Origin of the sequence: Eggerthella lenta DSM 2243, assembly GCF_000024265.1 — a bacterium.
In the GTDB taxonomy this organism is placed as follows: Bacteria; Actinomycetota; Coriobacteriia; order Coriobacteriales; family Eggerthellaceae; genus Eggerthella; species Eggerthella lenta.
Map to the genome: position 1 here is coordinate 378,511 of NC_013204.1, position 26,126 is coordinate 404,636.

At 64.7% G+C, this 26,126-nt stretch carries 25 protein-coding genes; 15 read left to right on the top strand and 10 right to left on the bottom strand.

What is annotated here, in order from left to right; all coding sequences use genetic code 11:
• Positions 1-6 precede the first annotated feature (6 nt).
• The 4 genes from ELEN_RS01460 (at position 7) to pyrE (ending at position 4,647) form a co-directional block, all read left to right on the top strand.
• Positions 7-852, top strand: coding sequence for a DUF5685 family protein (locus tag ELEN_RS01460; RefSeq protein WP_231566061.1), 846 nt, complete (start codon positions 7-9; stop codon positions 850-852).
• Positions 845-1,645, top strand: coding sequence for a J domain-containing protein (locus ELEN_RS01465; RefSeq protein ID WP_009305868.1), 801 nt, complete (start codon positions 845-847; stop codon positions 1,643-1,645). The genes ELEN_RS01460 and ELEN_RS01465 overlap by 8 nt, the downstream gene beginning before the upstream one ends.
• Positions 1,646-1,865: 220 nt before the next feature.
• Positions 1,866-3,668 (top strand): molecular chaperone DnaK, encoded by a 1,803-nt coding sequence (gene dnaK, locus ELEN_RS01470; RefSeq protein ID WP_009608198.1) that lies wholly within the window; start codon positions 1,866-1,868, stop codon positions 3,666-3,668.
• Positions 3,669-3,966: 298 nt separating this feature from the next.
• A complete protein-coding gene (gene pyrE / locus ELEN_RS01475; RefSeq protein ID WP_009305870.1) occupies positions 3,967-4,647 on the top strand; it encodes an orotate phosphoribosyltransferase in 681 nt (226 codons plus the stop codon).
• A gap of 120 nt (positions 4,648-4,767) precedes the next feature.
• On the opposite strand, the gene ELEN_RS01480 is transcribed toward pyrE, so the two are convergent.
• Positions 4,768-6,384: an FAD-dependent oxidoreductase gene (locus ELEN_RS01480; RefSeq protein WP_229065490.1), complete on the bottom strand. Its 1,617-nt coding sequence runs from the start codon at positions 6,382-6,384 to the stop codon at positions 4,768-4,770.
• 238 nt (positions 6,385-6,622) lie between these two features.
• On the opposite strand from ELEN_RS01480, the gene ELEN_RS01485 reads away from it, so the two are divergent.
• Positions 6,623-8,092, top strand: a complete 1,470-nt coding sequence (locus ELEN_RS01485) for a helix-turn-helix transcriptional regulator (RefSeq protein WP_226844248.1) — start codon at positions 6,623-6,625, stop codon at positions 8,090-8,092.
• Between the two features lie 150 nt (positions 8,093-8,242).
• Complete coding sequence (locus tag ELEN_RS01490; protein WP_009305873.1) at positions 8,243-8,911, top strand: HAD family hydrolase; 669 nt, start codon at positions 8,243-8,245, stop codon at positions 8,909-8,911.
• A gap of 48 nt (positions 8,912-8,959) precedes the next feature.
• Here the strand turns inward: ELEN_RS01490 and ELEN_RS01495 are convergent, their stop codons facing one another.
• From ELEN_RS01495 to metA, 4 genes are all read right to left on the bottom strand, one after another.
• Positions 8,960-9,349 carry a type II toxin-antitoxin system death-on-curing family toxin gene (locus tag ELEN_RS01495; RefSeq protein WP_015759906.1) on the bottom strand — a complete coding sequence of 130 codons (390 nt, stop codon included), beginning with the start codon at positions 9,347-9,349 and terminating at the stop codon, positions 8,960-8,962.
• Positions 9,346-9,576, bottom strand: coding sequence for a prevent-host-death protein (locus tag ELEN_RS01500; RefSeq protein ID WP_009305875.1), 231 nt, complete (start codon positions 9,574-9,576; stop codon positions 9,346-9,348). Before ELEN_RS01500 ends, ELEN_RS01495 begins: the two co-directional genes overlap by 4 nt.
• 110 nt (positions 9,577-9,686) lie before the next feature.
• Entirely contained in the window at positions 9,687-9,899 is a 213-nt protein-coding gene (locus ELEN_RS01505) for a hypothetical protein (RefSeq protein ID WP_009305876.1), read from the bottom strand.
• Positions 9,892-10,833 carry a homoserine O-acetyltransferase MetA gene (gene metA, locus ELEN_RS01510; protein ID WP_015759907.1) on the bottom strand — a complete coding sequence of 314 codons (942 nt, stop codon included), beginning with the start codon at positions 10,831-10,833 and terminating at the stop codon, positions 9,892-9,894. The genes ELEN_RS01505 and metA overlap by 8 nt, the downstream gene beginning before the upstream one ends.
• 218 nt (positions 10,834-11,051) lie before the next feature.
• Here metA and ELEN_RS01515 point away from each other — a divergent pair, with 218 nt between their 5' ends.
• From ELEN_RS01515 to ELEN_RS01540, 6 genes are all read left to right on the top strand, one after another.
• On the top strand, positions 11,052-12,332 hold the full coding sequence (locus ELEN_RS01515) for an O-acetylhomoserine aminocarboxypropyltransferase/cysteine synthase family protein (RefSeq protein WP_015759908.1): 1,281 nt from the start codon (positions 11,052-11,054) through the stop codon (positions 12,330-12,332).
• A 75-nt stretch (positions 12,333-12,407) separates the two neighbouring features.
• The gene (locus tag ELEN_RS01520; protein ID WP_009305879.1) at positions 12,408-12,866 is read left to right on the top strand and encodes a hypothetical protein; all 459 of its coding nucleotides are present in this window, start codon (positions 12,408-12,410) and stop codon (positions 12,864-12,866) included.
• Positions 12,867-13,057: 191 nt separating this feature from the next.
• Complete coding sequence (locus tag ELEN_RS01525) at positions 13,058-14,560, top strand: Fic family protein (RefSeq protein WP_009608074.1); 1,503 nt, start codon at positions 13,058-13,060, stop codon at positions 14,558-14,560.
• A 65-nt stretch (positions 14,561-14,625) separates the two neighbouring features.
• On the top strand, positions 14,626-16,284 hold the full coding sequence (locus ELEN_RS01530; RefSeq protein WP_009608157.1) for a molybdopterin-dependent oxidoreductase: 1,659 nt from the start codon (positions 14,626-14,628) through the stop codon (positions 16,282-16,284).
• An 11-nt stretch (positions 16,285-16,295) separates the two neighbouring features.
• Positions 16,296-17,108: a molybdopterin-dependent oxidoreductase gene (locus ELEN_RS01535; protein WP_015759909.1), complete on the top strand. Its 813-nt coding sequence runs from the start codon at positions 16,296-16,298 to the stop codon at positions 17,106-17,108.
• A gap of 10 nt (positions 17,109-17,118) precedes the next feature.
• Positions 17,119-17,397, top strand: a complete 279-nt coding sequence (locus ELEN_RS01540; RefSeq protein ID WP_009305883.1) for a molybdopterin-binding protein — start codon at positions 17,119-17,121, stop codon at positions 17,395-17,397.
• A gap of 40 nt (positions 17,398-17,437) precedes the next feature.
• On the opposite strand, the gene ELEN_RS01545 is transcribed toward ELEN_RS01540, so the two are convergent.
• Positions 17,438-18,370, bottom strand: a complete 933-nt coding sequence (locus ELEN_RS01545; protein WP_035584280.1) for a helix-turn-helix transcriptional regulator — start codon at positions 18,368-18,370, stop codon at positions 17,438-17,440.
• A 192-nt stretch (positions 18,371-18,562) separates the two neighbouring features.
• On the opposite strand from ELEN_RS01545, the gene ELEN_RS01550 reads away from it, so the two are divergent.
• Together ELEN_RS01550 and feoB are read left to right on the top strand one after the other, a co-directional pair.
• Positions 18,563-18,790, top strand: a complete 228-nt coding sequence (locus ELEN_RS01550; RefSeq protein WP_009305885.1) for a FeoA family protein — start codon at positions 18,563-18,565, stop codon at positions 18,788-18,790.
• On the top strand, positions 18,787-20,889 hold the full coding sequence (feoB, locus tag ELEN_RS01555; RefSeq protein WP_114522532.1) for a ferrous iron transport protein B: 2,103 nt from the start codon (positions 18,787-18,789) through the stop codon (positions 20,887-20,889). The genes ELEN_RS01550 and feoB overlap by 4 nt, the downstream gene beginning before the upstream one ends.
• A 26-nt stretch (positions 20,890-20,915) precedes the next feature.
• On the opposite strand, the gene ELEN_RS01560 is transcribed toward feoB, so the two are convergent.
• A complete protein-coding gene (locus tag ELEN_RS01560; protein WP_009305887.1) occupies positions 20,916-21,926 on the bottom strand; it encodes a helix-turn-helix domain-containing protein in 1,011 nt (336 codons plus the stop codon).
• Between the two features lie 105 nt (positions 21,927-22,031).
• On the opposite strand from ELEN_RS01560, the gene ELEN_RS01565 reads away from it, so the two are divergent.
• Positions 22,032-23,435, top strand: coding sequence for an MATE family efflux transporter (locus tag ELEN_RS01565; RefSeq protein WP_009305888.1), 1,404 nt, complete (start codon positions 22,032-22,034; stop codon positions 23,433-23,435).
• A gap of 57 nt (positions 23,436-23,492) precedes the next feature.
• On the opposite strand, the gene ELEN_RS01570 is transcribed toward ELEN_RS01565, so the two are convergent.
• The 3 genes from ELEN_RS01570 to ELEN_RS01580 all read right to left on the bottom strand — a co-directional run bounded on the left by ELEN_RS01570 (position 23,493) and on the right by ELEN_RS01580 (position 26,011).
• Entirely contained in the window at positions 23,493-23,915 is a 423-nt protein-coding gene (locus ELEN_RS01570; protein WP_009305889.1) for a flavodoxin, read from the bottom strand.
• Between the two features lie 128 nt (positions 23,916-24,043).
• Positions 24,044-24,748 (bottom strand): DUF3793 family protein, encoded by a 705-nt coding sequence (locus tag ELEN_RS01575; RefSeq protein ID WP_009305890.1) that lies wholly within the window; start codon positions 24,746-24,748, stop codon positions 24,044-24,046.
• Positions 24,749-25,036: 288 nt separating this feature from the next.
• The gene (locus tag ELEN_RS01580; RefSeq protein ID WP_015759912.1) at positions 25,037-26,011 is read right to left on the bottom strand and encodes a helix-turn-helix domain-containing protein; all 975 of its coding nucleotides are present in this window, start codon (positions 26,009-26,011) and stop codon (positions 25,037-25,039) included.
• Positions 26,012-26,126: the final 115 nt, after the last annotated feature.

The following is a 26,126-nucleotide window of genomic DNA, read 5'->3' on the forward strand; positions in this document are numbered from 1 at the left end:
GGATACGTGGTGCCCCGTTTGGAGGGCTTGGACGAAGCCGAGCGCGAACGCTACCATCGAGCGTACTGCGGGTTGTGTCGCGCGATCGGCGAGCGATGCGGGCAGCACTGTCGCTTGGCGCTGACGTACGACCTGGTGTTTTTGGCGCTGTTGCTGGGCTCGCTGTACGAGCCGGAGGAGCGCGAGGGCGAGGGACGCTGCGCGCCCCATCCGGTGAAGGCGCACGGGTTCGTGCGTTCGGCATGTATCGACTATGCGGCCGACGTGACGGTGGCGCTTGCGTACTACAAGGGCCTCGACGACTGGAACGACGATCGCAGCGTGCGGGCTCGGGCGTTTGCGGGCATGCTGGCCGGATCCTACCGTGCCATCCGCGAAAGGAACCCTCGCATCTGCGAGGCCGTCGAGACGGGCATGGCCGACATCGGAGCCATCGAGGCCGCTGCGCGCGAAGCGGGCGCCGCTCCGGGCGGCGAGGTGCCCGCTCCCGATGCGGCGGCCAACCGCTTCGGCGTGCTGATGGGCGAGCTGTTCGTGTACCGTCCCGACGATTACTGGGCGGACGACCTGCGGACGGTGGGCGCCCGTCTGGGCAAGTTCGTGTACGTGATGGACGCCGTGATGGACTACGAGGACGACCGGGCATCGGGCAGCTATAACCCGCTGGTTGCTATGGATATGAGCGCGGAGGATATGCGCGAGGATCTGCACCTGCTGGCGGCGGGCGTGGCCGAGGCGTTCGAGCGCTTGCCGCTGGAGCGCGACCTGCGCCTGCTGCGCAGCGTGGTGTACGCGGGCGTGTGGCAGAAGTACTACGCGTTGGAAAACGATAAGGAGAAGCGCCGTGGTTGAGAATCCCTACGACGTGCTGGGCGTGAGCCGTGATGCGTCCGCCGACGAGGTGAAGAAGGCGTACCGCAAGAAGGCTCGCGAGAACCATCCCGATCTGAACCCGAACGATCCTGCGGCGGCGGATCGCATGAACAAGATCAACGAGGCGTACGACCGCATCGTCAACCCCGAGAAGTACGCGGCGCGCGACCGTCGCGCCGGGGCGGCATCCGGGCCGCAGGGTAGCGCGGGCTACGGAGGCGGCGCGGGATACGGCGGAGCAGGCGGCGGAGCAGGCCAGGGGCAGGGCGCGGGCGGTTCGGGTTACGGGACCGAGGGGCCGTACGGCTGGTCGGGCGGCTTCGGGTTCGACTTCGACGACCTGTTCGGCTTTGGCGGCGCAGGTTACGGCAGCCGCGAGCCCATCCATCCCGAGGCGGCCGCGGGCGACAACGTACAGATGCGCAACGCCATCGACGCCATCAACGCCGGGCGCGGTCAGCAGGCGGTGGACATCCTGAACACGGTGACCAGCGACGGCCGCTCGGCCCGCTGGTACTACCTCAGCGCGCTGGCCAACGACGCGGCGGGCAACACGCTGATGGCGCTCGAGCAGATCAGGCGCGCGGTGCGCATGGATCCGAACAACCCGGACTACCAGCGCGCGCAGCGGCAGTTCCAGCAGACTGGCCAAACCTACCAGCAGGAAAGCCAATCGCAAGGCTTCAGCATGGGCATCGACCCCAGCATCCTCTGCTGCGGCATCTGGTGCCTGGGCCCCTCGTTGTGCCGGCTGTGCGGGATGCCGTTTTAGGTTCCGGCGGCCTGCCGGCCGTCGGAACCGCTCGACGCTGCGGCTTCCCATGGTGCCCGATCTCGCGGCGAGTCCGAGGGCTTGCGTACCGAAGTACGCCACGCCCTCGCCCTCCCCACGATCTCGGGCACCACGGAAACCCTCGCTGACGCTACGAACTACCGGTGATTCGAGTTTTCGCACTTGCACCTATGCAATCTCAACCCGAAAGGACGCACTCATGGCAACGATCGGCATCGACTTAGGAACGACGAACAGCTGCGCGGCTACGGTGGAGGGCGGCCGGCCCGTTATCGTGCCGAACGCGGAAGGGGAGCGCACCACGCCCAGCGTGATCGCGTTTTCGAAGGAAGGCGAGCGCCTGGTGGGAACCATCGCGTGCCGCCAGGCGGCGGTGAACCCCGACCGCACCATCGAGTCGGTCAAGCGCCGCATGGGCAGCGATTGGCGCGCCAACATCGACGGCAAGCCCTACTCGCCGCAGGAGCTGTCGGCCATGATCCTGCGCAAACTGCGCCGCGATGCCGAGGCGTTTCTTGGCCAGGATGTCACGCAGGCGGTTATCACGGTGCCCGCGTACTTCGACGATGCGCAGCGCCAGGCCACGAAGGACGCCGGGCGCATTGCAGGCCTCGACGTGCTGCGCATCATCAACGAGCCCACGGCTGCAGCTCTCGCCTACGGCTTGGACAACGGCACGCCGCAGAAGGTGATGGTGTACGACCTGGGCGGCGGCACGTTCGACGTGTCGGTCATCGAGATCGGCGACGACGTCATTGAGGTGCTGGCCACGTCGGGCGACAACCATCTGGGCGGCGACGACTTCGACGAGCGCGTGGCTGCGCACCTGCTGGACGCCTTCAAGCGCGAGCATGGGGTTGACCTGCGGGGCAACCAGGCGGCCATGCAGCGCGTCACCGAGGCGGCCCGCGAGGCGAAGAAGGAGCTTTCGTCGCTCGATACCGCGCATGTCAACCTCCCGTTCTTGGCGCAGGGCCCGTCGGGCCCGCTGCACCTCGAGGCCACGCTCACGCGCGCCGCGTTCAACGACATGACGCGCGATCTGGTGGAGCGCACGTCGGGTCCCGTGCAGACCGCGCTCAACGACGCCGGCATCGCCGCGTCCGAGCTGGGCTGCGTGCTGCTGGTGGGCGGCTCCACGCGCATTCCGGCCGTTCAGGACCATGTGCGCAAGCTCACGGGCAAGGAGCCGTCCGCGTCCATCAACCCCGACGAGTGCGTAGCCATGGGCGCCGCTATCCAGGGTGCCACGCTGTCCGGCACGTCGACGGGCCTGGTGAAGGCCGATAACAGCATCCTGCTTTTAGACGTGACGCCGCTCAGCCTGTCCATCGAGACGGTGGGCGGCGTGGCGACGCGCCTCGTGGAGCGCAACACCACGCTGCCGGTGCACTACTCGCAGGTGTTCAGCACCGCCGCCGCGTTCCAGACCAGCGTGGAGATCCACGTGCTGCAGGGCGAGCGCCCCATGGCGAAGGACAACAAGTCCATCGGCACGTTCAAGCTGAAGGGCATCAAGCGCGCGCCGGCCGGCGTGCCGCAGATCGAGGTGACGTTCGACATCGACGCGAACGGCATCCTCACCGTGTCGGCGAAGGATCTGGACACGGGCAAGGCGCAGTCCATCACCATCGACGACTCCGGCCGCATGTCCGACGACGACATCGAGCGCGCCATTCGCGATGCCGAGCAGTACGCCGCGCAGGACAGCGAGCGACGCGAGGCCATGCTGGCGCGCGAGGAGGCGCAGGGTCTGCTGAACGAGGTGGACCGGGCGCTCGGCCAGGTTGGAAAGCAGTTGGAGAAAGACGAGAAGAAGCAGGTCAAGGCCGACGCCGAAACGCTGCGCAAGGCGCTGTCGAAGCGCCCCGCCGGTTTCGGCAAGAAGGCGCGCGAGGCCGAGGCGGCGTCGGTTGACAACGTGTCCGACATCAAGGCGGCCGCCGAGCGCTTGAGGACATCGAGCGCCCATGTGCGCGAGCTGCTGGGGAAGCAAGGGTAGGGGGCGCGGGATCTGACATGTCGACGGCGGCGGGCGAGATGCTCGCCGCCTTGGGCGCAAAACGGCGCCCATGACAATGTTTCCCATGGAGAACTCGGAGTCAGGGCGCCTCGAGAAGCTTGCGAGCTGGGCATATGCCGATCCGCTTCTCGACGATCCGGCGCAAGGGGGCTGAAAGGCCGCCCAAAATTGTCATGGGTTGCATTTTGCGCCCACGTCCCGGCGGTCGGCGCTTTCTAGTATCATGGTTCGCAGCGGGCGCGCGGCTGCGCGGTGAAAGAGAAGGAAGGGACCCCTCATGGAGCAGTACAAGCAAGAGTTCATCGAGTTCATGGTTGAAAGCGAAGTGCTCAAGTTCGGCGAGTTCACGCTGAAAAGCGGCAGGAAGTCCCCCTTCTTCATGAATGCGGGCGCCTACGTGACGGGCGAGCAGCTGCACCGCTTGGGCTTGTATTACGCGCGCGCCATCCATGATACTTTTGGGCTGGACTTCGACGTGGTGTTCGGGCCGGCGTACAAGGGCATTCCGCTGTCGGTGATCACGGTCATCGGCTTGCAGGAGCTGTACGGCAAGGAAGCGCGCTACTGCTCCAACCGCAAGGAAGTCAAAGACCACGGCGCCGATGCGGGCAACCTGCTGGGAAGCGAGCTGCACGACGGCGACCGCGTGATCATGGTGGAGGACGTCACCACGTCCGGCAAGTCCATAGATGAGACGTATCCCGTGCTCAAGGGCGCGGCCGATGTGGACGTCAAGGGCCTCATTGTGTCGCTCAACCGCATGGAAGTGGGCAAAGGCGGCGTAGTGACTGCGCAGCAGGAAGTGCAGGAGAAGTACGGTTTCCCCGTCGCGTCCATCGTGAGCATGGCCGAGGTGACCGAATGCCTGTACAACCGCGAAGTGCAGGGGCGCGTGGTCATTGACGACGACGTGAAGGCGGCGCTGGATGCCTACTACGAGCAGTACGGCGTGAAGTAAGGCTGAGCCGACCCCCTGGTTTCTTCAGCTGTTCCCGTCCAAGCGAATGCGAAGGCCCGATCGACGCCATCATGCGCGTCGATCGGGCCTTTCAGGAGGGGAGGGGATTTTGGGGGTCGGCTACTTCGCCAGGTTCTTCGCGATCATGCGGCCGAACGTGACGGTGCGGCCGCAGGCGTTGCCGGTCGAGAGGTTCGGATACGTCATGGAGTAGTATCCGCCCGAGTCGTTGCCGGTCACGTACAGACCCTCGATCACGCTGCCGTCTGCGCGCAGCGCCTGGCCTTGGGTGTTGATGTTGATCCCGTCCATGGTGCACAACAGCATGCCGGTGTTGCGGATGCCGTAGAACGGCGGGTTTCGCACGGGTGAGAGACGGAACGGCTCTTTCCCGAAATCGGGGTCGACCTGATTATCGTAGTTCTCGTTATTGCGCTCCACCGTGGCGATGAGCGCGTCGGCGGGCAACCCGAGCTTCCCGGCCAGCTCTTCCAAGGTGTCGGCTTTTTGGATGTAGCCCTTGGCCGCCAGCTCTTCGTTCATGCCCATAACCGCCTGGATGGGGATGTTCGGCGCGGCGCCGTTGTCGAAGGGGAAGAGGCGCGAGCATCCGTGCATGTCGAATTGCTCGGCGTAGGTGGCGAAATCGGCATCCCAGAGCGTGACGTGGATGGAACCCGGCTGCTGGGCGTCGGAGTGCAGCACGAAGTCGTACGTGCCGGATTCGTTGCAGAAGCGCTCGCCGTTCAGGTTCACCTTGAGCCAGGGCTGGCTTCCCATCCAGAAGAGCGTGCCTACGCCGCAATCGGCTCCGCCAAGCGAGTCGGCCGGCAGGCCGCCGCGATCGAACAGCATGCTGGAATGCGTATCGTCCATCTTCGCACCCGCCCACAGGCAGGCCTTGATGCCGTCGCCTTCGCAACCCGGCTGCGCGGAGTTGAACCCATACAGGCTGGTGGTATGCGGCTGCAGCGCCTTCTGCATGTCGACGTTGATGCCGTAGCCGCCGGTGGATACCAGCACGCCCTTGCTGGCGTTGACCTGGATGTATCCGTTCTCGCCTTTGCCGATGGCGCCGACCACCTTGTCGCCTTCCACAACCAACTTGACCATGGGCGTGTTGTAGCGGAACGTCACATGGCCGGTCTTCTCGGCGTAATCGGACAGCACGGTGAATCCGTTAAGCGAGCCATCTTCCGGCCAGGCGGGCGAATGACCGGTTGCCCGGTGCTTGTAGTTCGTCTCGTGCTTTTCTTCGGCGGCTTCATGCCAGAGCTTCACGCCGTACTGGTCGAGCACGGTCTCGTACCAGTCGATGGTTTCGCCCGATTTTTCGTACCACGTCTTATGAAGGTTGAGATTGCATTGGCCTGCGGCGTAGTGGTTCATGTCGAGCAGGTACTCCTGCAGATCCATCGTGTATCCGCTTTCCTGCTGAAGGCGAGAGTTCACGCCTCCGACGTCGTCGCGCACGACGCCGCCGTTGTACTTCTCCAGAACGAACGTCTCGATGCCCTCTTCTCCGGCTGCGCATGCGGCGAACAGGCCGCCTGTGCCAGCGCCGACGATCAGGAATTCGGTGTCGATGGTTTCGACGATGTCGCTTTCCTGAACGGTCGGCTCCGAGCCCAGCCAATCGGACGATGTGCTGCCCGTTTCAGCGTTCGCTTCTTCGGCGCCCTTGTTCTCCTTCGGCGCGCATCCGGCCAGTCCCAAAACGGCTCCGGTGCTTGCCAAGGCTGTTCCTGCGAGGAAGCTTCGACGAGATATGCCCTGTGCATGTTTGGTGCTCATAGGTCCCTCCCTTGTTCGCGAGTTGTGCAGGCGGTGCTCCGCGCTGCGGCGGTTCGAGGGTGCATCCTAGGGTCGCCGTGGGCAAACTTCATCACCCTCAGTGGGTAATTTTTGGGTAACCCCAGGTAGAAAGCTTCTTACGCCGGTTAACCAGATGGAGTGTTTCGGCTACAATACGGGCATGTTGAGATCACGGGAGCAGAACGGCGAGGGGGTCGCGCCGCCGAAGGCGGGCTTGTTCTCGTTTGCGCAGGGCCTTGCGTTGGCGTTGCTGACGTTGAGCAGTTGGTCGCTGAACGTGCATCTGTTTCCTCTGTACGACACGCAGCTTTCCTTCATTCGAGAGCTGTGTACGTTAGCGAACGGCGCCGCGCTGGTGGCTGTCGCCGTCGTGTCGGTGCGTCGTCCGCGTGCGTTGCGCAGGCAGGTGCTCATGGGCATTGCGATCTTCGGAGCTGCGGGAGGGTCGCTGCTCGTGTGGGCGGGTGATCGGCTGGGATCGATGGGCGTCATGCTGGCAGGCGCCTGCCTGGTATCCGTTGCCGAGGGTGCGTGCGCGATCCTGGTGGGCATAGCCCTGTGCTCTGTTCCGACGAAGCTCGCGTCCATCTGCATCGTGACGGGATTGCTGGCATGCGCCGGCGCGAAACAGGCGATTGCGGTGGGCTATTCGGAGTTTGCGCTTGCCGTCCATGCAGCCCTCTTGCTAGGAGCTGCGTTGTTGGCGAATCCGACTGCTTCGGAAACAATGGCACGGCTTTCTCGCGACGAATCGCCGCACGATATGGCCATCACGCAGCCTTCGTCGTTCTTGCCGTTCGGCCATCAACTATTCGTCTGCCTCCTTCTGTTCAGCGCGGTCCAGGGCTTCATGCTCACGTTCGGAGAAACCGGGGGCATTCCTGCCACGTCGATCTGGAGCCTCGCGATTTTGGCGGTGGTCCTTGTTGTCGCATGCCTTGCTCCCCGCCGGTTGACGACCGATGCGCTTTTGAAGCTGGCCGCGCTGCTTGCGATCGCGGGGCTTCTGCTCGTTCCCGCTTCGGACTTGATTCGGTTCTCCATCTCGAACGGTTTGATCAGCTGCGGGATCGCTGCGTTCGACGTGTTCCAGTGGATCGTGCTCACGGCGTTGGCCCGGCGCAACATGCATGGTGCCGTTTCGGTTTTCGCTTGGGGCTCCGCGATGCATGCCATTGGCGTCATCCTAGGAGCCAATGCCGGCCGTTTCGTGAACCACTATTGGACGAGCGATGTGCAGGTGGTGGTTCTGGCGGTGGCTGGTATCGTGTTTTGCCTTGTCGTTGCCATGTCGGTTTTTCTGCAGCACTTCAGTTTCGAGAAAACCATCAACGGCGTGCGCGAGAGCGTTCCGCCTGTTTTGGTCGACAGCGCAGATGAAGACGATGCTTCCGAGGAGAGGGCTCTGACCGTTGACGAGCGGTGCGAGGTCCTCTCGCAGCAGAAGGGGCTCACGAAGCGAGAGACCGAGGTGCTGCACTTGCTGGCGCGCGGTAGGACGGGCGTGTTCATCCAGCACGAGCTATGCGTGTCGTACAACACCATCAAAGCGCACGTGAAGCATATCTACCAGAAGCTGGACGTCCATACCCATCAGGAGCTGATCGATCTGGTGGAGGATCTTGGGTAGCTGTCTCGCACTCGGATGCGTTAACTCTGGGCAAAATCAAGACCCTGGTCAAACTCGGATGCGAAGTTTCTGATACTCTTTCGTGGAACAAGAAGACGATTCGCCGGGCGCCGGTTTAGCGGCGTTCGGCATGCCTTGAGGGGGTATCGTATGGACGCATTCCGCATCGGCGTGATCTTCGATTGCGACGGGACGCTGATCGACTCGATGATGGTGTGGCGCGAGACGGAAGCCGGTTTGGCGCGGCGTGCGAACGTGACGTTGACGGCGGCCGAAATCGATGCGCTCACCGCGATGACCATTCCCGAGTGCGGCGCGTTCTTCCACGAGCGCTTCGGCTTGGGTTCGTCGGGTGACGAGGTGGTCGCCATGATGGACGAGCTCATGTTGGAGTTCTACCGCGAGCGCGCTCTGGCGCGGCCGGGAGCGCTCGAGTTCGTGCAGGCGTTGGCCGAGCGCGGGGTGCGCATGAGTGTGGCGTCGTCCAGCCCGCAGCCGTACTTGCAGGCCGGGCTTGAGCGCTGCGGGTTCGCGCCGTACCTCGACGCCATCGTGTCGGTTGACGACGTGGGCGCCTCGAAGCGCGAGCCCGCTGTGTACGATCACGCTCGCGAGGCGATGGGCACGCCGCTTGCCGCCACCTGGGGCGTCGAGGACTCGGTGTACGCCGTGCGCACGCTGAAAGCCGCGAACTACCGCACGCTCGGCATCTACGACTGCGATATCTCGGGCACGTGCGAGCAGCTGGCAGCCGAGGCCGAGCGGTTCATCACGACCTTCGAGGATTTGGACGTCGACACGTTCCTCGGTTGGAACTAAAAGAGGCGAGGGGTGCTTCGACTTGAAGCGCCCCCCGTTTTGTTCCCGCTAGATCTGCTTCTCGATCCAGGCGACAAGCTCGTCGTAACTCATAGTACCGTTCGCGACGGCGATGACGGTGTCGAAGAAGTCCTGCGTACGAGGCTTGAACTTTACTCCGTTACCGTGTAGGAAGGCGATGATGAGAGCCGTTCCCGTTCGCTTGTTTCCGTCGTCGAAGGGGTGGTTCTTGATGACCCCGTAGCCGTATCGAGCCGCTTTCTCATGCACGGAAGGATAAAGATCTTGTCCTCCGAAAGAGGCGAAAGGCTGAGCTAGAGCCGAATTAAGAAGCCCTTCGTCGCGAACTCCTGGCATTCCCCCGTTACGTTTCAGTTGGTCTTCATGAATGGCGAGCACGATATGCTTGGGTATGGGAGAAGGATCGCGCCCGCTCATTTCGACAGAGCCTCAAACAAATCGCGGTACTCGTCCGCAGCTTCCAAGTATGCATCTAAATACATGGTTCCATTCTCGCCGTCCGAGGCATTGTCGTCGATGGGAACGATTTTTACATAGGGTTTGCTTCCCTTGATGACCGTTACCTCGATATTGTCCTCATACACGCGCTTTGCAATGGTCGGAAATTGCGCGCGGGCTTCCGATGCTTTGACTGTGAGGGGCATGGCGATTCCTCCTTTCGGTTTTCTCCGGTTGCTATCTATGCCGATATTATAGCATAAAAAACAGCTGAAAAAAGAGCATAATCGAGGATCAAATGAAAGAGGAAGTTCTCTTATCGCCAAGGGTCTTCCTGGAAGGTCGGCTCGGGGGTTGGCGGGCGGTCGCTGAACGGGTCGTAGCCGTCGTCGTCTTCCTGGGCGGGGCGCAGGAACGGGTCGGATGACGCTTCGGACTTCGAAGCCGCGCTCTTAGTCGGCTGCGCGCCTGCGACCGGCGTCACCACCGGTCGCAGGATGTAGCGCGGTTTGCGCTGGGAGTCACTCATGGACGCTGTCCTCTTCGGTGCCTACTTTCGCCAAATCGTAGGGCGTGGTCTGGTACACATAATAGTTCAACCAGTTCGTATACAACAGCTGCGCGTGCGCGCGCCAGGTGACGCGAGGGGCTTGCGTCGGATCGTCGTTCGGGAAGTAGTGGCGAGGCAGCGGCATGTCCAGGCCTTTCGCGATATCGCGCTCGTACTCGGCCATGAGCGTGTCGGCGTCGTACTCGGGGTGGCCGAACACGAAGAAATGCCGGCTGTCGGTGCTCTTCGCGATGTAGACGCCGGCCTCGTCGGAGACGGCGATCAGCTCGAGGTCGGGGTGCGCCTCGATGTCGGCAGCGTGCACCTCGGTGTAACGCGAGTGCGGCGCTCGGAACGAGTCGTTGAACCCGCGCACCAGCGGCGACGACGGCTTCACCACTTCGTGGTCGAACACGCCGAACAGCTTGTTCTCCAGCTCGTACTTGGGGATGCCGTAATGGTGGTAGATGCCGGCCTGCGCGCCCCAGCAGATGTGGAAGGTGGAGTGCACGTTCGTGGCGGACCAGTCCATGATGCGCGCGAGCTCGTCCCAATAATCCACGTCCTCAAAGTCGAGCAGCTCAACCGGCGCTCCGGTGATGATCATGCCGTCGAAGCGCTGGTCCTTGATCTCGTCGAAGGTGGTGTAGAACGTGTCGAGGTGCTGCTCGGACACGTTCTTCGCCTCGTGGCTGGCCGTTTGCAGCAGGCTCACCTCGATTTGCAGCGGGGTGTTCGACAGTTTGCGCATGATCTGCGTCTCGGTGACGATCTTCGTGGGCATGAGGTTGAGCAGCAGCACCTTCAGCGGGCGAATGTCCTGGTGCATGGCGCGGTACTCGGTCATCACGAAGATATTCTCGCCCTCGAGCACCTCGGTCGCGGGCAGGGAGTCGGGGATTCTGATGGGCATGGGAAACCTCGCATTTCGTAGATCGTCGCGGTATCGCGCGGGCACGCTGGTGCCGGTCGTAACGGTCTGTATCATGATACCTTCTAATCAGATGACCGGTTTATCTGAATTATCGATAACATGCTATCGGAAGATAGAACTACCGTCGCGTAAACCATGATGGCATAATGAGCCGGATCGCAAGAGCGCAATCCGCAATCCCGCAACAAGGAGCATCCATGAGCGAATCCATCAGCACCACCTGCGTACAGGGCGGCTACCGTCCCGGCGACGGCGAGCCGCGCCAGATTCCCATCTACCAGTCCACCACCTGGAAGTACGACACGAGCGAGCACATGGGCCGCCTGTTCGACCTCGAGGAGGCCGGGTACTTCTACACGCGTCTGGCGAACCCCACGAACGACTTCGTGGCGGCCAAAATCGCCGAGCTCGAGGGCGGCACGGCGGCCATGCTCACGTCGTCGGGCCAGGCTGCGAACTTCTTCGCCGTGTTCAACATCGCCGGCGCGGGCGATCATGTCGTAGCCAGCTCGGCCATCTACGGCGGCACGTACAACCTGCTGGCCGTGACCATGAAGCGCATGGGCCTGGAATGCACGTTCGTTTCGCCCGACTGCACCGACGAGGAGCTGGAGGCCGCGTTCCGGCCGAACACGAAGGCCGTGTTCGGCGAGACCATCGCGAATCCGGCGCTGGCGGTGCTCGACATCGAGCGCTTCGCCGCCGCCGCGCACGCGCACGGGGTGCCGCTGATCGTGGACAACACGTTCCCCACGCCGGTGAACTGCCGTCCCATCGAGTGGGGCGCCGACATCGTGACGCACTCCACCACGAAGTACATGGACGGCCATGGCGCCAGCGTGGGCGGGGCCATCGTGGACTCCGGGAAGTTCGATTGGACGGCGCATGCCGACAAGTTCCCCGGCCTGTGCGAGCCCGACGAGAGCTACCACGGAGTGACGTACACCGAGCGCTTCGGCTTGGGCGGCGCGTTCATCACGAAGGCGACGGCCCAGCTCATGCGCGACTTCGGCGCCATCCAGTCGCCGCAGAACGCCTACCTCGTCAACCTGGGGCTGGAAAGCCTGCACCTGCGCATGGCGCAGCACAGCAAGAACGGCCTGGCGTTGGCGCAGCATCTGGCCGCGCATCCGAAGATCGCCTGGGTGCGCTACCCCGGCTTGCCGGGCGACGACCAATACGAGCTGGCGCAGAAGTACCTGCCGAACGGCGCCAGCGGCGTGGTGAGCTTCGGCGTGGCCGGCGGGCGCGCCGCGGCCGAGACGTTCATGGCGAACCTCAAGCTGGCGCAGATAGCCACGCACGTGGCCGATGCGCGCACCTGCGTGCTGCATCCGGCCAACGCGACGCATCGCCAGATGAACGACGCGGAGCTTGCGGCCGCGGGCATCACGCCCGACCTCATCCGGCTGTCGTGCGGCATCGAGGCCACCGAGGACCTCGTCGCCGACATAGACCAGGCGCTGGCGGCCGTGTAGCGAAGCATGGTAAACTGACCCGCAGAGAAGCCCCAGCGGAAAAGCCGGTTTGGAATTCGGTCGCGGAGGTGCCCCATGGAACGCAAGAAGCTTTTCGTGCGCGTTGGCATAGGCGTGGCGGGAGCGTTGCTGCTGGTCGGCATCTTCGCGGTTGCGAATGCCGTGGGCGATTCAAACGCCATGCGACGAGGCATCGACGAAGGGTTCGAGCTGAGAGGCACCTATCAGGGGGATCCCGGCCGGGACGGCATCGGCACCATCGCATTTCAGACGCTCGACGGCGAGCCCTCGTGGGAAGCGTCGAAGGCTCCGGGCGCGCATGTCAAAGGCGCGTTCAAGGAAACCGTCGATCCGAACATCTACGTGCTGGAAGACGAGAGCGGCAACGGGGTCGGCTGGGTCCATCTTGCGTACTCCGATGCCCAGGGGGCGGGAGCGCTGTACGTCCGCTACGGCGCGGGCGACCTGGTGGAGATGCGCAAGGTGGATAGGGTGCCCGGTTATATGCGCTACGATAACGAACGAAATACCTGACCAAATGCGGTTCGCTCTCGCGGCCGCGGACATTCGAGCCCGCTCGCTTCCCAGCGCGCGGGCTTTTCGCTTTTCCACGAAACGCAAGCCCTTTCACGTCCGGTGGTAAATAGTTTCTAGTCGCGTCTCGATGCCTTGAAGTGCATGCGCCGCATCTGCGAACATGCACGTGAGGGCCGGGAGGGGTGCTCATGATGAAGAAGCTCATAATGGACGATTTCTCGCTGTTGGGCAACGCTTTGGCGCTGGCTGCGAAGAAGGCGCCGACGCTCGAGTCGTTGGCGGCCGAGCTCAACGTGCGTCAGGAGGACCTGTCGCTGTGTTGGTTCGCGCTCAACAACCTGCGCCGATGCCAAGGCCGCGTGCTGCCCGTCCCCTTCGAGGCGGTTGCGGAGGGGCCGGCCGACGTTCGATCCGTTTCGGGCAACTGGTACGCCCCCACTTGGCGTTTGAACAAGCTGCTTGAAGAGTTCCAAGTTAACGAGGGATTGGCCGTGCATTACGGGAGCATTTTGAGCCATCCCGAGGGTGGTCACTTCGAGTTGAACCTTGCGGCCGACGAAGTGGTGCGCGCGGTTCGTCTGGAGAACGCCGAGCTCGACGCGGTGAGGCTCAGGCGCGTGTGCGTGCAGGCGCGCGAGCCCGCCAACGGCATCGAGCTGCTGGTATCGAATGCCGGCAAGATACTGATAAGCATCGAGGACTACCGGGAGGGGCCGTTCACCGTAGCGTTCATCGAGCGTCTGCACGAACGGCTCGTCGAAGGCATTTCCATCAAGGAGGTGCGCGAGATCGAGGGCTGTGGCGAGAGCGCGGCGGATGAGCTGCGCGCGAAGGCGCTGGAGTCGTTCTGCGCTCACGTGTGCGCGCCCGACGGTGGCCATACTTTAGTGGATGCTTTGATAGCGCTTTGCTATTTCAAGGCGTTCCACCTGTTCTCTGCCGGGAACGATGTTCTTGCCTATTTGCTGTACTTCATCGTGCTGCATCGTGCCGGCTATCATTTCTCGGCGCATGTTCCCGTCGTCAAGCTATTGTTCCCGCTTGATGACGACGATCGCGTCTGCGATTCGCCCCTTGTGCCCGAAGAGCTGGTGGTGCCGTGCGATGGCTTCTGCGATTGGACGCTCTTCTTCGAGCGGGCGGTGCAGATGCTCGTCGAGGGGCAGCGATGGTTCATGACCAAACTGGACGGCATGGCGCGCCGTCGAGAACGTTTTCGCATCATCATCGATTCCGACGAGAGCATGAACTTCCGTCAGAAGGAGGTGCTGCTGGAGGCCGTGTTACACAGCAATGCGGAATTCACCTACGGCATCCACGCGCAGCGTTACGACGTGTCGTATCCGTGTGCGCGCAGCGATTTCGCCCGTCTGCTCGATCAGGGTTTCCTTCGCCAGCACGATGACGGGATCCGCCATTTCTTCGTGGCCTCGGACGAGTTCGAGGATGTGTTCGCAACCTATGTGAGGGAGCGCTGCGCCGAAGCCCTTCACCGATACTACCGTGAGGACGGGGCGCTGCGCGACGAATGCAAAAGCCCGGACGACATTGCTGCTGAGTATAACCGGGGCGTGGGATTCTATGAAAAGTCCCTGCTGGACAAGACCTATATCGAGCATTACGACTTCCGGCGCACGCCTATCGCCGACTGTGACGGTCCGCGGAGGCGTCGCCGCTCGAACGACGAGTGACGGAGGGCGAAGGGGAAGGAGGATTTCGGAAGGGCACGGCCGATTCCATTGTCAAAGGAGGGTCAATGAAACGCATCATGAGCGGGCAATCGTGCTCGCACGGTCCAAGCAAGACGAAAGTACTGGTTGTGCTGCTGGCGATTGCGCTAGTGGCTTCGTTCGCAGCATGGGGCTGCAGCCCGAAGGCCGCGAACGACGACGCGAAAGCGCCTGAGAAAAAGGCGGAAAGCGCCGCAAGCGAGAAGGCCGGCGACGGCGTGGACGAGTTGGCGGCGTACAGCGGGTTCCCCACGGAAGGCCGCTTCATCGACAACGTGGCCGCGCTCCCCGGCTTCTACAAGAACACCGAGAAGAACGAGGCCAACGCGAAGGCGAAGGCGCCGCGTCGCTATACCGACCGCAACGGCAACCTCGTGCAACCGGTCCCTGCCGATGAGCTGGGATGGAACAATACGTACCTCGATGCCGACAAACGCGGGTGCACATCGTGCCACACGTTGGAGAACGCGCTGATGAGCCTGCCTACGTACCATCGCCTGATCTTCTTCGGGTATCCCACCGAGCAGGGCTATCAGAACTGCATCGCGTGCCACTCCGACTCGTATTCGGGGCATAAGCTGGCCGATGCCATTCACACGCTGCATATGAACAGCACGATGTTCCTGAACGACGACGACGGCAACTGCCAGTCGTGCCACTACATCAACCCCGACACCGGCGTGTTCGATCGCTGGGACGAGGTCAAGTACGACCTGTACAAGGGCATCACCGACGTGAAGGCCGACGAGCTGAAGGCTTCGGTCTCCTACGATCAGACCACGGTCACGCCGGCTGAAAACCGCATCTTCAAGACCGTGAAAGACGAGCCCAGCCAGTGGTTGACCGACGATTCCAAGCAGGATAAGTCCATCTACGAGAACTGGGTCATCTCCATCGACGGCGATTGCGAGAACCCCGTCGAGATGACGCTTCCCGAGATGGAGCAGCAGTTCGGCACCGTGAAGCAGGTCATGAAGATGGACTGCACCATCAACGGCGTGGGCCAGGCCACCATCATGCAGAGCGAGGTGGAGGGCATTCCGCTGAAGGCCATCATCGACTACGCGAAGCCGAAATCGGGCGCCAACGTGGTGAGCCCCATCGGCAGCGACGGGTACGACTACGCGAAGATGGGCATCGACTGGCTGCTTGAGAACGACGCGGTCATCGTCACGAAGATGGACGGCGAGCTGCTGCCCAACTCGCAGGGCTATCCCTGCATGATCTGGGTGAACAAGACGTCCGGCGGCAACTTCACGAAGCGCATCTCCAACCTCACGTTCATGACGGTGCCCGACGACAAGATCGACGCCGAGCTGTACGTGGGCCAGTTCACCGACGACCGCACGGGCGAGATCTACTCCAAGCCCAACAGCGGCGTGCTGAACTATCCCACCGGCATCGTGTTGTCCGGCGAGGAGGCGAAGACCGTGCATCTGGAGGGTTTCGCCGACGCATGGGACGAGCCCATCAAGAAGATGGAATTCTCCTTCGATCACGGCGAGACGTGGACCGTGGTGGACACGCCCGACAACAACGCCGACAACTGGACGTACTGGCGCATGGACTTCACGCCGCCCGCGGCCGGCGCCTACCTGTTGGACATCCGCACGACCAGCATCACGCCCGACGGCGCCGATCGCGTCTGCCAGTACGACACCCAGTTCATGTTCACGGTAGAGTAGGGGGTACGATAATGAAAACAACGACGCAACGCGGTCGTGCCACGATCTCTGCCCTCGCGGGGTTCACCATGGTCGCCTCCATGGCGGCCGCGCCGGCGGTGGCGCTGGCCGGCGAACCCGCTGCCGACGAGCCCGTGGCCGCCGGCGGCACCGAGGCCGCGACGAACGGCACGGCTGTCGAGAGCGCACAGGTCACGCCCGCCCAGGTGGAGGGCGAGTTCTCGTTCGACCAGACCACCATCACGTCCAACGAGGTGATCAAGACCTTCTTCCAGCGCGTGTCGCAGGCCATCTGCGGCGCGACGGTGCCCCTCGTGGCGGACAACCCGCTGGGCTGGAAGCTGTCCGTGTCGGGCGACGTGGAAACGGCGTTCACCGCTTCGGTGGGCGACCTCGCCAACGAGGAGTCGACCAGCAACGTGATGACCTGCACCTGCGGCGGCAACCCCGCCGGCGGGCGCGCCATCGTCACCGCGGACGTGACGGGCATCCCGGTGGAGCATCTGCTGGCGAAGGCCGGCGCGGCTCCGGGTGCGAACGCCGTGACGTTCGTGTCGGCCGACGGCACGCAGCAGACGTTCCCGCTGGGCTACGTGGTGGGGCGCCATGCGGTGCTGTCCTACGAGATCAACGACGAGGACCTGTCGGCCTCCGTGGGCGGCAGCAACCAGCTGTGGATGACGAAGACGCCGGCGAACTACTTCGTGCGCGACGTCGTGGAAATCGTGGTGTCCACCGAGGACGTCGCGCCCGCGACTCCGGGTGCGGCCGACGAGCATCCCAACAGCCCCAACGCGGGCGTGCTCGCGGGAACGCAGGGCTAGGGGGCGCACGATGATCGCTCCGATGCAGGTATCCGTGGGCAAGCCGGTGACGTTCAGCGGGTACGCCGAGGACTACGGCAAGCAGATCGTGTCGGTGCAGTTCTCGCTCGACAACGGCGCGAACTGGACCACGTACGACGTGTCGGATTCCACCGACGATCTGTGGGTGCACTGGACGTTCTCGTACACGCCCGAGCGGCCCGGGTTCTACCGGCTGCTCGTGCGCTCGGTGAACGACGCCGGCGCGGCCAGCCCGCTCGCGGACGTGGCCGAGTTCACGGCCGCCTAAGGTGGGGGAGGGGCCGGGTGCAGAGCGCCCCGGCTCCTCCTCAGCGCCGTTCCGTCCGATACTCGCGGGGAGTGGCGTTGTAGCGCCGTTTGAACGCGGCGCTGAATTTACTGGGGTTCGCGTAGCCCACCCGTGCGGCGATGGTGGCGACGCTTTCGTCGGTGACCTCGAGCAGCTTCGCGGCCTCCTGCAAGCGCCTTTCGCGCAGGTACGTGGGAACGGGCACGCCGTACACTCCCTGAAAGTAGTTGTTGAGGCTGGTCACGCTGATGCCGAACGAGTCGGCGATGTCGCGCAGCCGGTAGTCGCACCCCAGATCGGCGCACAGCCGATCATGCGTCGTCCGCGCGATGCGCATGTGCGATTTCGTGTAATACGAATGTCGGCGCCCCGTCGGCAACCCCCGCGCCTTGACGTGCAGCAGCACCTCCATGAACCGCAGCTTGCTGCGCGGCGCATCGAACGGGTCCACCAGCGCCTCGAACGACGCCATGAGCGCGTTCAGCTGGTCGTCTCCCTCGAACAGCACCGCAGGGTCGAGCTGTTCGATCCAGGAGCCGAAAGAGAAACCCGCCTCGCGCATCACTCCGTACGCCGGCTCGTTCGTCACCCCGTCGCTGAAGCACAGTTTGATGCCGCGGTATCGGCCGAGCGGGTACCGGTATTCGCTCGGCAGGCGCCGCGACGCGCTCAGGCAGCAGTCGCCCGGTTTCACGATGATCGCGCTTTCGCCCGGCATGGCCACCTCGCACCGTCCCTCCTGGCAGTAGTCCAGGGTGATCCAGCACCCGCGAACCTCTTGGGCGTTCACGAGGATGGGGCATATCTCCAAGTTGAAATCGACCGTTGCGATGAAGAGACGCGGCGAGGCGAAGAGCGTTGTCATGCGGCCGCGCCCCTGCTCGTTCTCGACGAGCAGCGTGTGGGCGCCGCCGGGCTCGACAACCACGCGCATGCCGCGGTCGAGCTGCAAGGTGCCGAATGGTTCGAGTACGTTCGTGGTGGCCTCCTGTCGGTCGGTCCTTCGTTCCTATTGTATCCCGCCGGTAGTTAGAAATGGCTAACTCGTTTGCGTTTGGAGCAGAAGAAGACGCATGGAGTTGAGTGGAGCGATCGCAAACCCTTACCCTTGTCGCGCGACCTCTAGGTACGACAAGGAGAAATCATGAGCAAATTGAGCGATGCGGCCACGGGAGACGTGGCTGTGATATCCGGAGTGGAAGGGGATGCGCGGTTCGTCGGACGCGTCACGTCCATCGGGCTGACCGTGGGCTGCGAAGTGCAGGTGCTGCAGAACGTGCGCAAGCGACCGGTGCTGGTGTACGGGCGCGACAGCGTGATAGCCGTCGATGCCGAAGACTGCGCCCGCATCGACGTGCAGGTGCGCTCGTGAGCGCGCGGGAGGCGGTGCTCGAAGAGCTGGACGCCGCGGTGTCCGCGCCATCGGGCGCAGCGGTGGTCTCCGGGGCGCCCACCTGCTCCGTCGCCTTGCTCGGTCAGCCCAACTCGGGCAAATCAACCCTGTTCAACGCGCTGACCGGTTCACGGCAGCGCGTGGGGAACTGGCCGGGCAAGACGGTGGAGAAGAAGGAGGGCGGTTTTTCGCGCGGCGGCGTCGATTACGCGGTGTGCGATCTTCCCGGCACCTACAGCCTCTCGGCGAATTCGGAGGAGGAAGTGGTCACGCGCGACTACATCGCCTCGGGCAGGGCCGACGTCGTATGCGTGCTCGCGGACGCCTCGCAGCTGGAACGAAGCCTGTACATGCTCGCCGACTTCGCGGGCGTCGATTGCGCCTGCATGCTCGTGCTGAACCTCATGGACGTCGCCGAGGCCCAGGGCAAGCGCATCGACGCGAAGGTGCTGGAGCGCAGGCTCGGGATACCGGTCGTGCCGTTCGTCGCGGCCGATCGCGCGCACTGCGACCTGTTCTATCAGGCGCTCGATCGTGCCGTCGCCGACCCTCATGCGCTTGATGCGACCGCGCTGGCCGAGGCGTGCCGCGTCGAGTTCGGAGCCGTCTACGACGACGTGCGCGCCCTCGTGCCGGAGCGGAGCGTCGGCGCGCTGACGCCGGCTTGGCTGACGGGCAAGCTGCTCGAGGGCGACGTTCCGGTCCGCGCGCTGGTCGACGAAGCGCTCGACGAACGCGATCGAGCGCGCTTGGCGGCCGCGCTCGAGCCGATCGAGCACGGCGTGCAGCGTGGAGGGACGTGCAAGTTCTCATGGATCGACGGGGTGCTCGACGGCGCCGTTCGGGGTTCCCGCACCCGCTCGACGCTCTCGAGATTCGACCGCATCGCCACGGGATCGCGCTGGGGCAAGCCCCTCGCCATCGGCATCATCCTGGTGGGGCTCCTGGCGACGTTCGTCCCCGCCATGCCCATCATGGCGGTGGGCGGCCTGTTCTCGCTCATCGGCGAGTACGCGGCCGCAGGGCTCGTCGCCCTGGGAGCGCCCGCTGTGCTGGGCAGCTTCGTGAGCGGCGTCCTGTTCGACAGCCTGCGATTCGCCACGATGATGGTGGGCTTCGTGTTCGGCATCAACCTCGTGTTCGGCGCGCTCGAGGAAGTGGGCTACATGGCCCGTATCTCGTACGTGTTCGACTCCACGATGGCGCGCTTCGGCCTGCAAGGCAAGTCCATCATGCCGTTCGTCGTGTGCCTGGGGTGCACCATCGGCGGCGCGTCGGGCACCCGCGTCATCGACTCATGGGGTCAGCGCGTGCTGACCGTCGCCATGGCATGGGCGGTGCCCTGCGCTTCCACCTGGGGCGTCGTGCCGGTGCTGGCGGTGGCGTTCTTCGGGCCGTGGTCGCCTGTCGTTGTGGTGGCCATCTTCCTGACCTCGTTGCTGCTCATGTACCTCGTGGGAAAGCTGTTCGGGCCGCACCTCGTGAGCGGCGACGAGCGCGCCGGTTTGGTCATGGAGCTGCCCCCGTACCATGCACCGCGCTGGAAGAACGTGTTCTCGACGGCGATCGCCCGCTCGAAGCACGTGTTCAAGCGAGCGGTGCGCGTGGTGTTCATCGTGACCGCGGTGGTGTGGCTGCTCGTCTACAGCCCGGACGGCAACCCGCAGAACACGGCCCTGTACGCGATCGGCGAGGCTATCGAGCCGGTGACCAGCTTCTTCGGCCTGGGGTGGCAGACGTTCATGGCGTACCTATGCGCGATGGCCATCAAGGAGTCGGCGTTGGGCGTGCTGTCGGGGCTGTTTCTGGGCACGGGGACGCTCACCACGGCCGTTGGCGGCATGGGGCCGGTGGCCGCCGACATCGGCCAGGTGATGGCGTCGGCCATCTCGCAGCCCGAGGCGCTCGCGTTCATGTTCGCGTTCACCTTCAATGTGCCATGCATGGCCTCGGTGGCGGCTACCTACGGCGAGACGCATTCGGGGAAGTGGACGGCGCTCATGATCGCGTTCTACTTCTGCGCATCGCTCGCGCTCGCGTTCGTCGTGTTCCACGTATCGTCGCTGTTCCTGGGGTAACGTCCTCCCGCGCCTCCCCGGAGCGCCTAGCGCATGGCGGCACGGTAGGCGCTGGGGGTGGTGTGGTGGGTGCGGGCGAACAGCTCGGCCAGGCGCTCGGGGCGGTAGCCGACGGCTGCGGCAACCTGCGCCACGGGCGCGTCGCCGGCGGCCAGCAGCTCGGCGGCCTTCGCGCAGCGCAAGCGCTGGCGGTACTCCACGATGGTGCAGCCGCACGCCTGCTTGAAGGTGCGCCGCAGCTTGGTCTGGCCCATGCAGGCGATGCGGGCCAGCTCGTCGGCGTCCACGGGCGCGGCCAGCTGCTGCTCCAGGCGCCGCCGCACGCGCTCGATGGCGTGCATGTCCTCGCTGGCCAGTTCGCTGGCGCGCTCGCCGGCCATCGCGCGCGACTTGTCCACGACGAGCGCCACCGCTTCCTCAACCTTGCTGCGGTAGAACAGCCGCGCCGACGCGCCGCGTCCGCGGTAGGCTTCCACCTGCTTGAGCAGCACCACCATCTCGGGGAAGTCGGAAAGCCCGTCGATGCTGGCGAACGCCTCCTCGGCGCTGAAGGCCTCATCCCGGTACACCTCGCGCAAATACTGCTCGTAAAACGGCGGGGCGAGCATGATCTCGACGTTGCGGATGGGCGTGCCGGCCCGGCACAGGCAGTCCCAATGCGGCGTGTCCAGAACGTGCCCCTCCAGGTAAGGTGCCTCCACCGTGCGGTTCGTGACGCTCTCGACGCAGCTTCCCGACAGGTAGTAGCGCACCGAGACGAAGCGCGGATGCCGGCATTGCTCGCGGAAGTCGCGGGGGAACAGCATGTCGGTCGCCGAGATGGCGAAATCGCGCTCGGCGTACAGCCAGAAGTATCCCGAGGCCACGTCGCGCGGCATGCGGAACATGCGCCCCTCGCGTTCGGGCGCGCCCACGTCCGCCGCGCACGTTTCCTCCATCTGCATGTCGGCGAGGCAGGGGAGGAACACCTCGCGCATGATGTCGTAGTCGGCGCATGCGGCAGCCGTGCCGTCCCGATTTCCGTCTGCGCGAATCAACGCGCCCTCCTTCCGTTCCAACGCGTTTGCGCGCCCGCCCTTGCGCCCGGACGCGCTCGTCTCTAAGTTAGACCAGGATAACATGATAGAGCGATAGGAGCATATATGGCATCATCAGAAAACAAACGCGAGCTCATACTCACCCGATCGCCCGGCAGGCTCATGGTGTCGTTGAGCCTGCCGGCTATCGTGGGCATGGTGGTCATCGGCCTGTACACGTTCGTCGACGCGATCTACGCAGGTCAGCTGATCGGCGTTGACGCGATGGGTGCGGTGTCCATCGCATACCCGTTCACGTTCATCAACTCGGGGCTGGCGGCCATGATCGGCATGGGCTCGGCCTCCGTGCTGTCGCGGGCCATCGGCGCGCGCGATCAGAAGAGCATCGACCAGGTGATGGGCAACCTCGTCGTCATGAACCTCGTGCTGTCCCTCGCCGTGACGGTGGTGGGCGTCGCGTTCGCCCGCCCGCTGCTCGCGCTCACGGGCGCGGAAGGCGCCATGCTCGACCTGGGGGAGTGCTACCTGCGCATCATATTCCTCGGCAGCCTGTTCGTGAACTTCGCCCAAAGCTCGAACATGATCATGCGCGGCGAGGGGGAGCTGGCCCGCGCCATGGGCATCATGGCCGGCGGCGCCATCCTCAACATGGTCCTCGCGCCGGTGTTCATCCTCGCGCTGCGCGATCAGGGGCTGGGCCTGGAAGGAGCCGCGTGCGCCACCGTGCTGTCGCAGGCTGTGCTGGCGGGCGTGATGCTATGGTGGTTCGTCAAGCGCGAGAAGACGGCGCGCATCGTGCGCGTGGCGGCGTCGCGCGCGGTGCTGGCCGAGGTGGCGAAGGTGGGCGTGTCGGCCATGCTCATGCAGGTGCTCACGCTCGTCCAGCAGGCGATCATCTACCGCGCGGCGGCCGAGTGGGGCGGCGCGGAGTGGCAGGTGCTGTTCGGCGCGGCGCTGCGCATCCAGTCGTTCGCGTTCATCCCGCTGTGGGGCATGAGCAACGGCTTCCAGCCCGCGGCGGGCACGAACTACGGCGCCGGGCTGTACGACCGCGTGAGAAGGTGCACCGTGGCGTTCTCGCTGGGGGCGACGGGGCTTGCGCTGCTGTTCTGGATACCCGCCATGCTGTTCCCCGAGGCCGCGTTGTCGCTGTTCATCACCGATCCGGCGCTCGTGGCGCAAGGCGTTGACGACTTCCGCGTGTTCTTCGTCGCCTATCTGGCGATGGGCGTCATGGTGATGGGCATCACGCTGTTCCAGTCGTTGGGGAAGGGCGGTTTGGCGGCGCTGCTCGCGCTTGCGCGGCCGTTGCTGCTGTTCGTGCCGCTCGTGCTGATCGTGCCGAACCTGGGCGGTCTCGGCATCCACGGCGTGTGGCTGGCCTGCGCGATCACCGACGGCTTGCTGGCGCTGATCGCCGTCGCCCTCATGGTGCGCACGTGCCGCGGGATGGGGAAGGGCCGCGCGCGGACGGCCGCGATCGAGGAGGGGGAAGCCGCGCGGGCGTAACGCGCAGGCGGCCCGGGTCGCGCGGCAGGCGCGCGTCCCGGGCCGTTCGCGTGTCTGCTAGCCGGCCAGCAGGTTTCCGACGCGCAGGCATTCGGCGCTGGCCTCGTCGTCGGGGTAGTCGTAGGCGATCACGGAATCGGCCACGTCGACGCCGGCTTCTTCGGCGCGCTTCTCCCACAGCTCCATCCACTCGCCGTCGTTCCACTCGTACGAGCCGAACAGCACCACCTTGTGACCGGCTAAATGGGGCTCTACCTGGTCGTACATCGGGAGGAACTCCATATCCTCCAGCTCTTCGTCGCCCATGGCGGGGCAGCCGAAGGCGAGGGCGTCGTAGTCCTCCACGCGCTCGGCGGTGAAGTCCGCGGCATGCACGAGGTCGGCCGTGCCGCCGGCCGCGCGCACGCCTTGCGCGATGAGGTCGGCCATGGCCTCGGTGTTGCCCGTGCCGCTCCAGTAGACGATTGCAACCTTGCTCATAGGGTATCTCCTTCGTGTCGAGGGATGTCGCATGCGCTCTCTGTTGAGCGAGGTGCGCGACGAAGCCGCGCCGCGCACCTCGCTCAACAGAGCCGCGTCCCGCGTCTCACGTGCCGTCCGCTCGCGCGCTAGCCGGCCGCGCGGAACGCCTCGGCGGCGGGGAAGTCCTCGTCCACCGCGGCGAGGCATTCGATGGAAACGCCCTCGTCGAACAGCTGCTGGTACATGGTGGTGCAGTTTTTGTAGCAGCAGAAGCACGTTTGGGCGTCGCGCTCTTTCGCGTATACCTTCCAGCATCCGCTGCACAGGAAGTTCTCGCCTTCGTTGTCGATGAAGCCGATGACGTCCTCGTAGGGATAGCCCAGGAAGAAGCCGATCTCGTGCGGGAACGAGCAGCGTCCCGTCATCTGGCTTTGCAGGTCGGTGCCGCAGATGCGCTTGTGCAGCTTCTCGATGCAGGCCGACAGCGACGAGGGGTCGTAGCCCTCGGCGGTCAGGAACGCGGCCACCTGCTCCTGCTGGATGGCGCGCGTGAGCAGCCGGGGCCGGTACACGTACACGAGCGCCCCGCTCGTGCGGCGGGCCAGCACCTCGATGCGCACGCCGTGCGGCGCCAGCTTGGCGCGGCAGGCGCGCAGCGCGTCGGACAGCTGGTCGTCGCGCAGGGCCGCCGCGGTCGGGCGCCGTCCGTGCTGGACGGCCGTGGGGGAGAGGGTGCTGCGGCAGGTGAACAGGTTCGCGGGTTTGAGCGCCGCGAGCGTGGGGGTGCAGTGGTGCACCAGCTTGCGTTCGAACGCTTCGCAAGGCGATAATTCCTGCTCGATTGCTTCCATGCGGCCTCCCTCGGGCAGCGCCTCCGCGGGTGTCGGATGCGCCTATAAGTTAGCTTTGGATAACATATACCCGAGTGTCGGAGGTTCGTCAAGCACGGATCCGAAAAAGCGCGAGACGCGCAACGTATGCGGCAGCGCAGGACCCGCGGACGTTGCGCTCCTCGCCTTGCGTCGTTCTCCCCGAGCTGCGCAAGGGGTCGGCATCCGGGCGTCCGAATGTTTCACGTGAAACATTCGTTCTGGTTTCATTCGAGGCGCGACCCTCGACGATCCCTCGATCGCCTCCGCTCAGGCGCTGCGGCGGCGGTAGGCGCTGGGGGGCACGCCGGTGCGGCGGCGGAAGGCTTCGGCGAACGCGCCGGGCTTGCGGTAGCCCACGGCGCGCGCGATGTGGGCGATGGGCTCGTCGGTGGAGTTGAGCAGCTCGATGGCGCGCTCGATGCGCGCGTCCGCGACGAACGCCGCGGGCGAGGTGCCGTACGCCGCCTTGAACGCGGCCTTCAGCTTCGTCTGCCCCATGCACGCGCGGCGTGCGAGCTCCTCGCAGGACAGGGCGCCCGCGAGATTGCCGTTGATGTGGGCGCTCAGGTCGTCGAGGGCCGCGCGATCCTCCTTCGACAGCGACGGCGCGCTCCCTTCGGCGCGCTCCGCCTCGATGGCCGCCGCGCGTTCGATGACCAGCGCGAGCGCCTCGGCCACGGCGCCCTCGTAGAACAGGGTGGCCGCCATGCCCGTGCCCTGATAGGCGCGCACCTGTTTGAACAGGGCGACCAGCTCGGGAAAGTCGGTGCGGCCGTCAACCAGCGCGAAGGCGCGCCGCACGTCGGGGATGTTCCCGAAGCGGGCCTGCAGGTAGTCGCGGTAGTAATCGGGCGAGATGGTGATGGAGGTCGCGCGGGTCGCCGAACCCGGCTGGTAGAGCGCCACGTACTCAGCGCCTTCCTCGGCGAGGTAGGTGGATATGGCCCCGGCGCGCAGCGTGCTGCCGCCGCTCTGCACGATGAGGTCGGCGGCTTCGTAGTATCCGATGGACAGGTGCTCGGCGTGGCGGTAGCGCATGACGCCGGCGTGCTCGAACGTCATGTCGAAGGCGTTGACGGCGAAGAGGTTGTCGTGGAAGTAGGCCCAGTATTCGCCGTGCCCGCAGCCGTTCGCGAACCGGTAGACGCTGCCCGCCGAACCGTATCCCGGCACCGTGCCGGCGGGCACCATGTCCCAGAGGCGGAACGCCTCGTCGTACATGTCGTCTTTGATGCTGCGCATTCGCTTCCTCCTCCGTCTGCCCCCGGGCTGCCGATCGCGTGCGTTCCGCACTGCCCGAAACGGTCGTTTCGCTACCGTGAATCGTCGCGCGCGCCCGTCGTCGCTGCTGCCGTCC

Coding starts and splice junctions, on each gene's coding strand:
- ELEN_RS01490 (WP_009305873.1), top strand. CDS start 8,243: ATGGACGCATTCCGCATCGGCGTGATCTTCGATTGCGACGGGACGCTG.
- ELEN_RS01565 (WP_009305888.1), top strand. CDS start 22,032: ATGGCATCATCAGAAAACAAACGCGAGCTCATACTCACCCGATCGCCC.
- ELEN_RS01580 (WP_015759912.1), bottom strand. CDS start 26,011: ATGCGCAGCATCAAAGACGACATGTACGACGAGGCGTTCCGCCTCTGG.
- dnaK (WP_009608198.1), top strand. CDS start 1,866: ATGGCAACGATCGGCATCGACTTAGGAACGACGAACAGCTGCGCGGCT.
- ELEN_RS01495 (WP_015759906.1), bottom strand. CDS start 9,349: ATGAGCGGGCGCGATCCTTCTCCCATACCCAAGCATATCGTGCTCGCC.
- ELEN_RS01550 (WP_009305885.1), top strand. CDS start 18,563: ATGAGCAAATTGAGCGATGCGGCCACGGGAGACGTGGCTGTGATATCC.
- pyrE (WP_009305870.1), top strand. CDS start 3,967: ATGGAGCAGTACAAGCAAGAGTTCATCGAGTTCATGGTTGAAAGCGAA.
- ELEN_RS01575 (WP_009305890.1), bottom strand. CDS start 24,748: ATGGAAGCAATCGAGCAGGAATTATCGCCTTGCGAAGCGTTCGAACGC.
- ELEN_RS01515 (WP_015759908.1), top strand. CDS start 11,052: ATGAGCGAATCCATCAGCACCACCTGCGTACAGGGCGGCTACCGTCCC.
- ELEN_RS01485 (WP_226844248.1), top strand. CDS start 6,623: ATGTTGAGATCACGGGAGCAGAACGGCGAGGGGGTCGCGCCGCCGAAG.
- ELEN_RS01525 (WP_009608074.1), top strand. CDS start 13,058: ATGATGAAGAAGCTCATAATGGACGATTTCTCGCTGTTGGGCAACGCT.
- ELEN_RS01535 (WP_015759909.1), top strand. CDS start 16,296: ATGAAAACAACGACGCAACGCGGTCGTGCCACGATCTCTGCCCTCGCG.
- ELEN_RS01505 (WP_009305876.1), bottom strand. CDS start 9,899: ATGAGTGACTCCCAGCGCAAACCGCGCTACATCCTGCGACCGGTGGTG.
- ELEN_RS01520 (WP_009305879.1), top strand. CDS start 12,408: ATGGAACGCAAGAAGCTTTTCGTGCGCGTTGGCATAGGCGTGGCGGGA.
- ELEN_RS01540 (WP_009305883.1), top strand. CDS start 17,119: ATGATCGCTCCGATGCAGGTATCCGTGGGCAAGCCGGTGACGTTCAGC.
- ELEN_RS01570 (WP_009305889.1), bottom strand. CDS start 23,915: ATGAGCAAGGTTGCAATCGTCTACTGGAGCGGCACGGGCAACACCGAG.
- ELEN_RS01500 (WP_009305875.1), bottom strand. CDS start 9,576: ATGCCCCTCACAGTCAAAGCATCGGAAGCCCGCGCGCAATTTCCGACC.
- ELEN_RS01530 (WP_009608157.1), top strand. CDS start 14,626: ATGAAACGCATCATGAGCGGGCAATCGTGCTCGCACGGTCCAAGCAAG.
- metA (WP_015759907.1), bottom strand. CDS start 10,833: ATGCCCATCAGAATCCCCGACTCCCTGCCCGCGACCGAGGTGCTCGAG.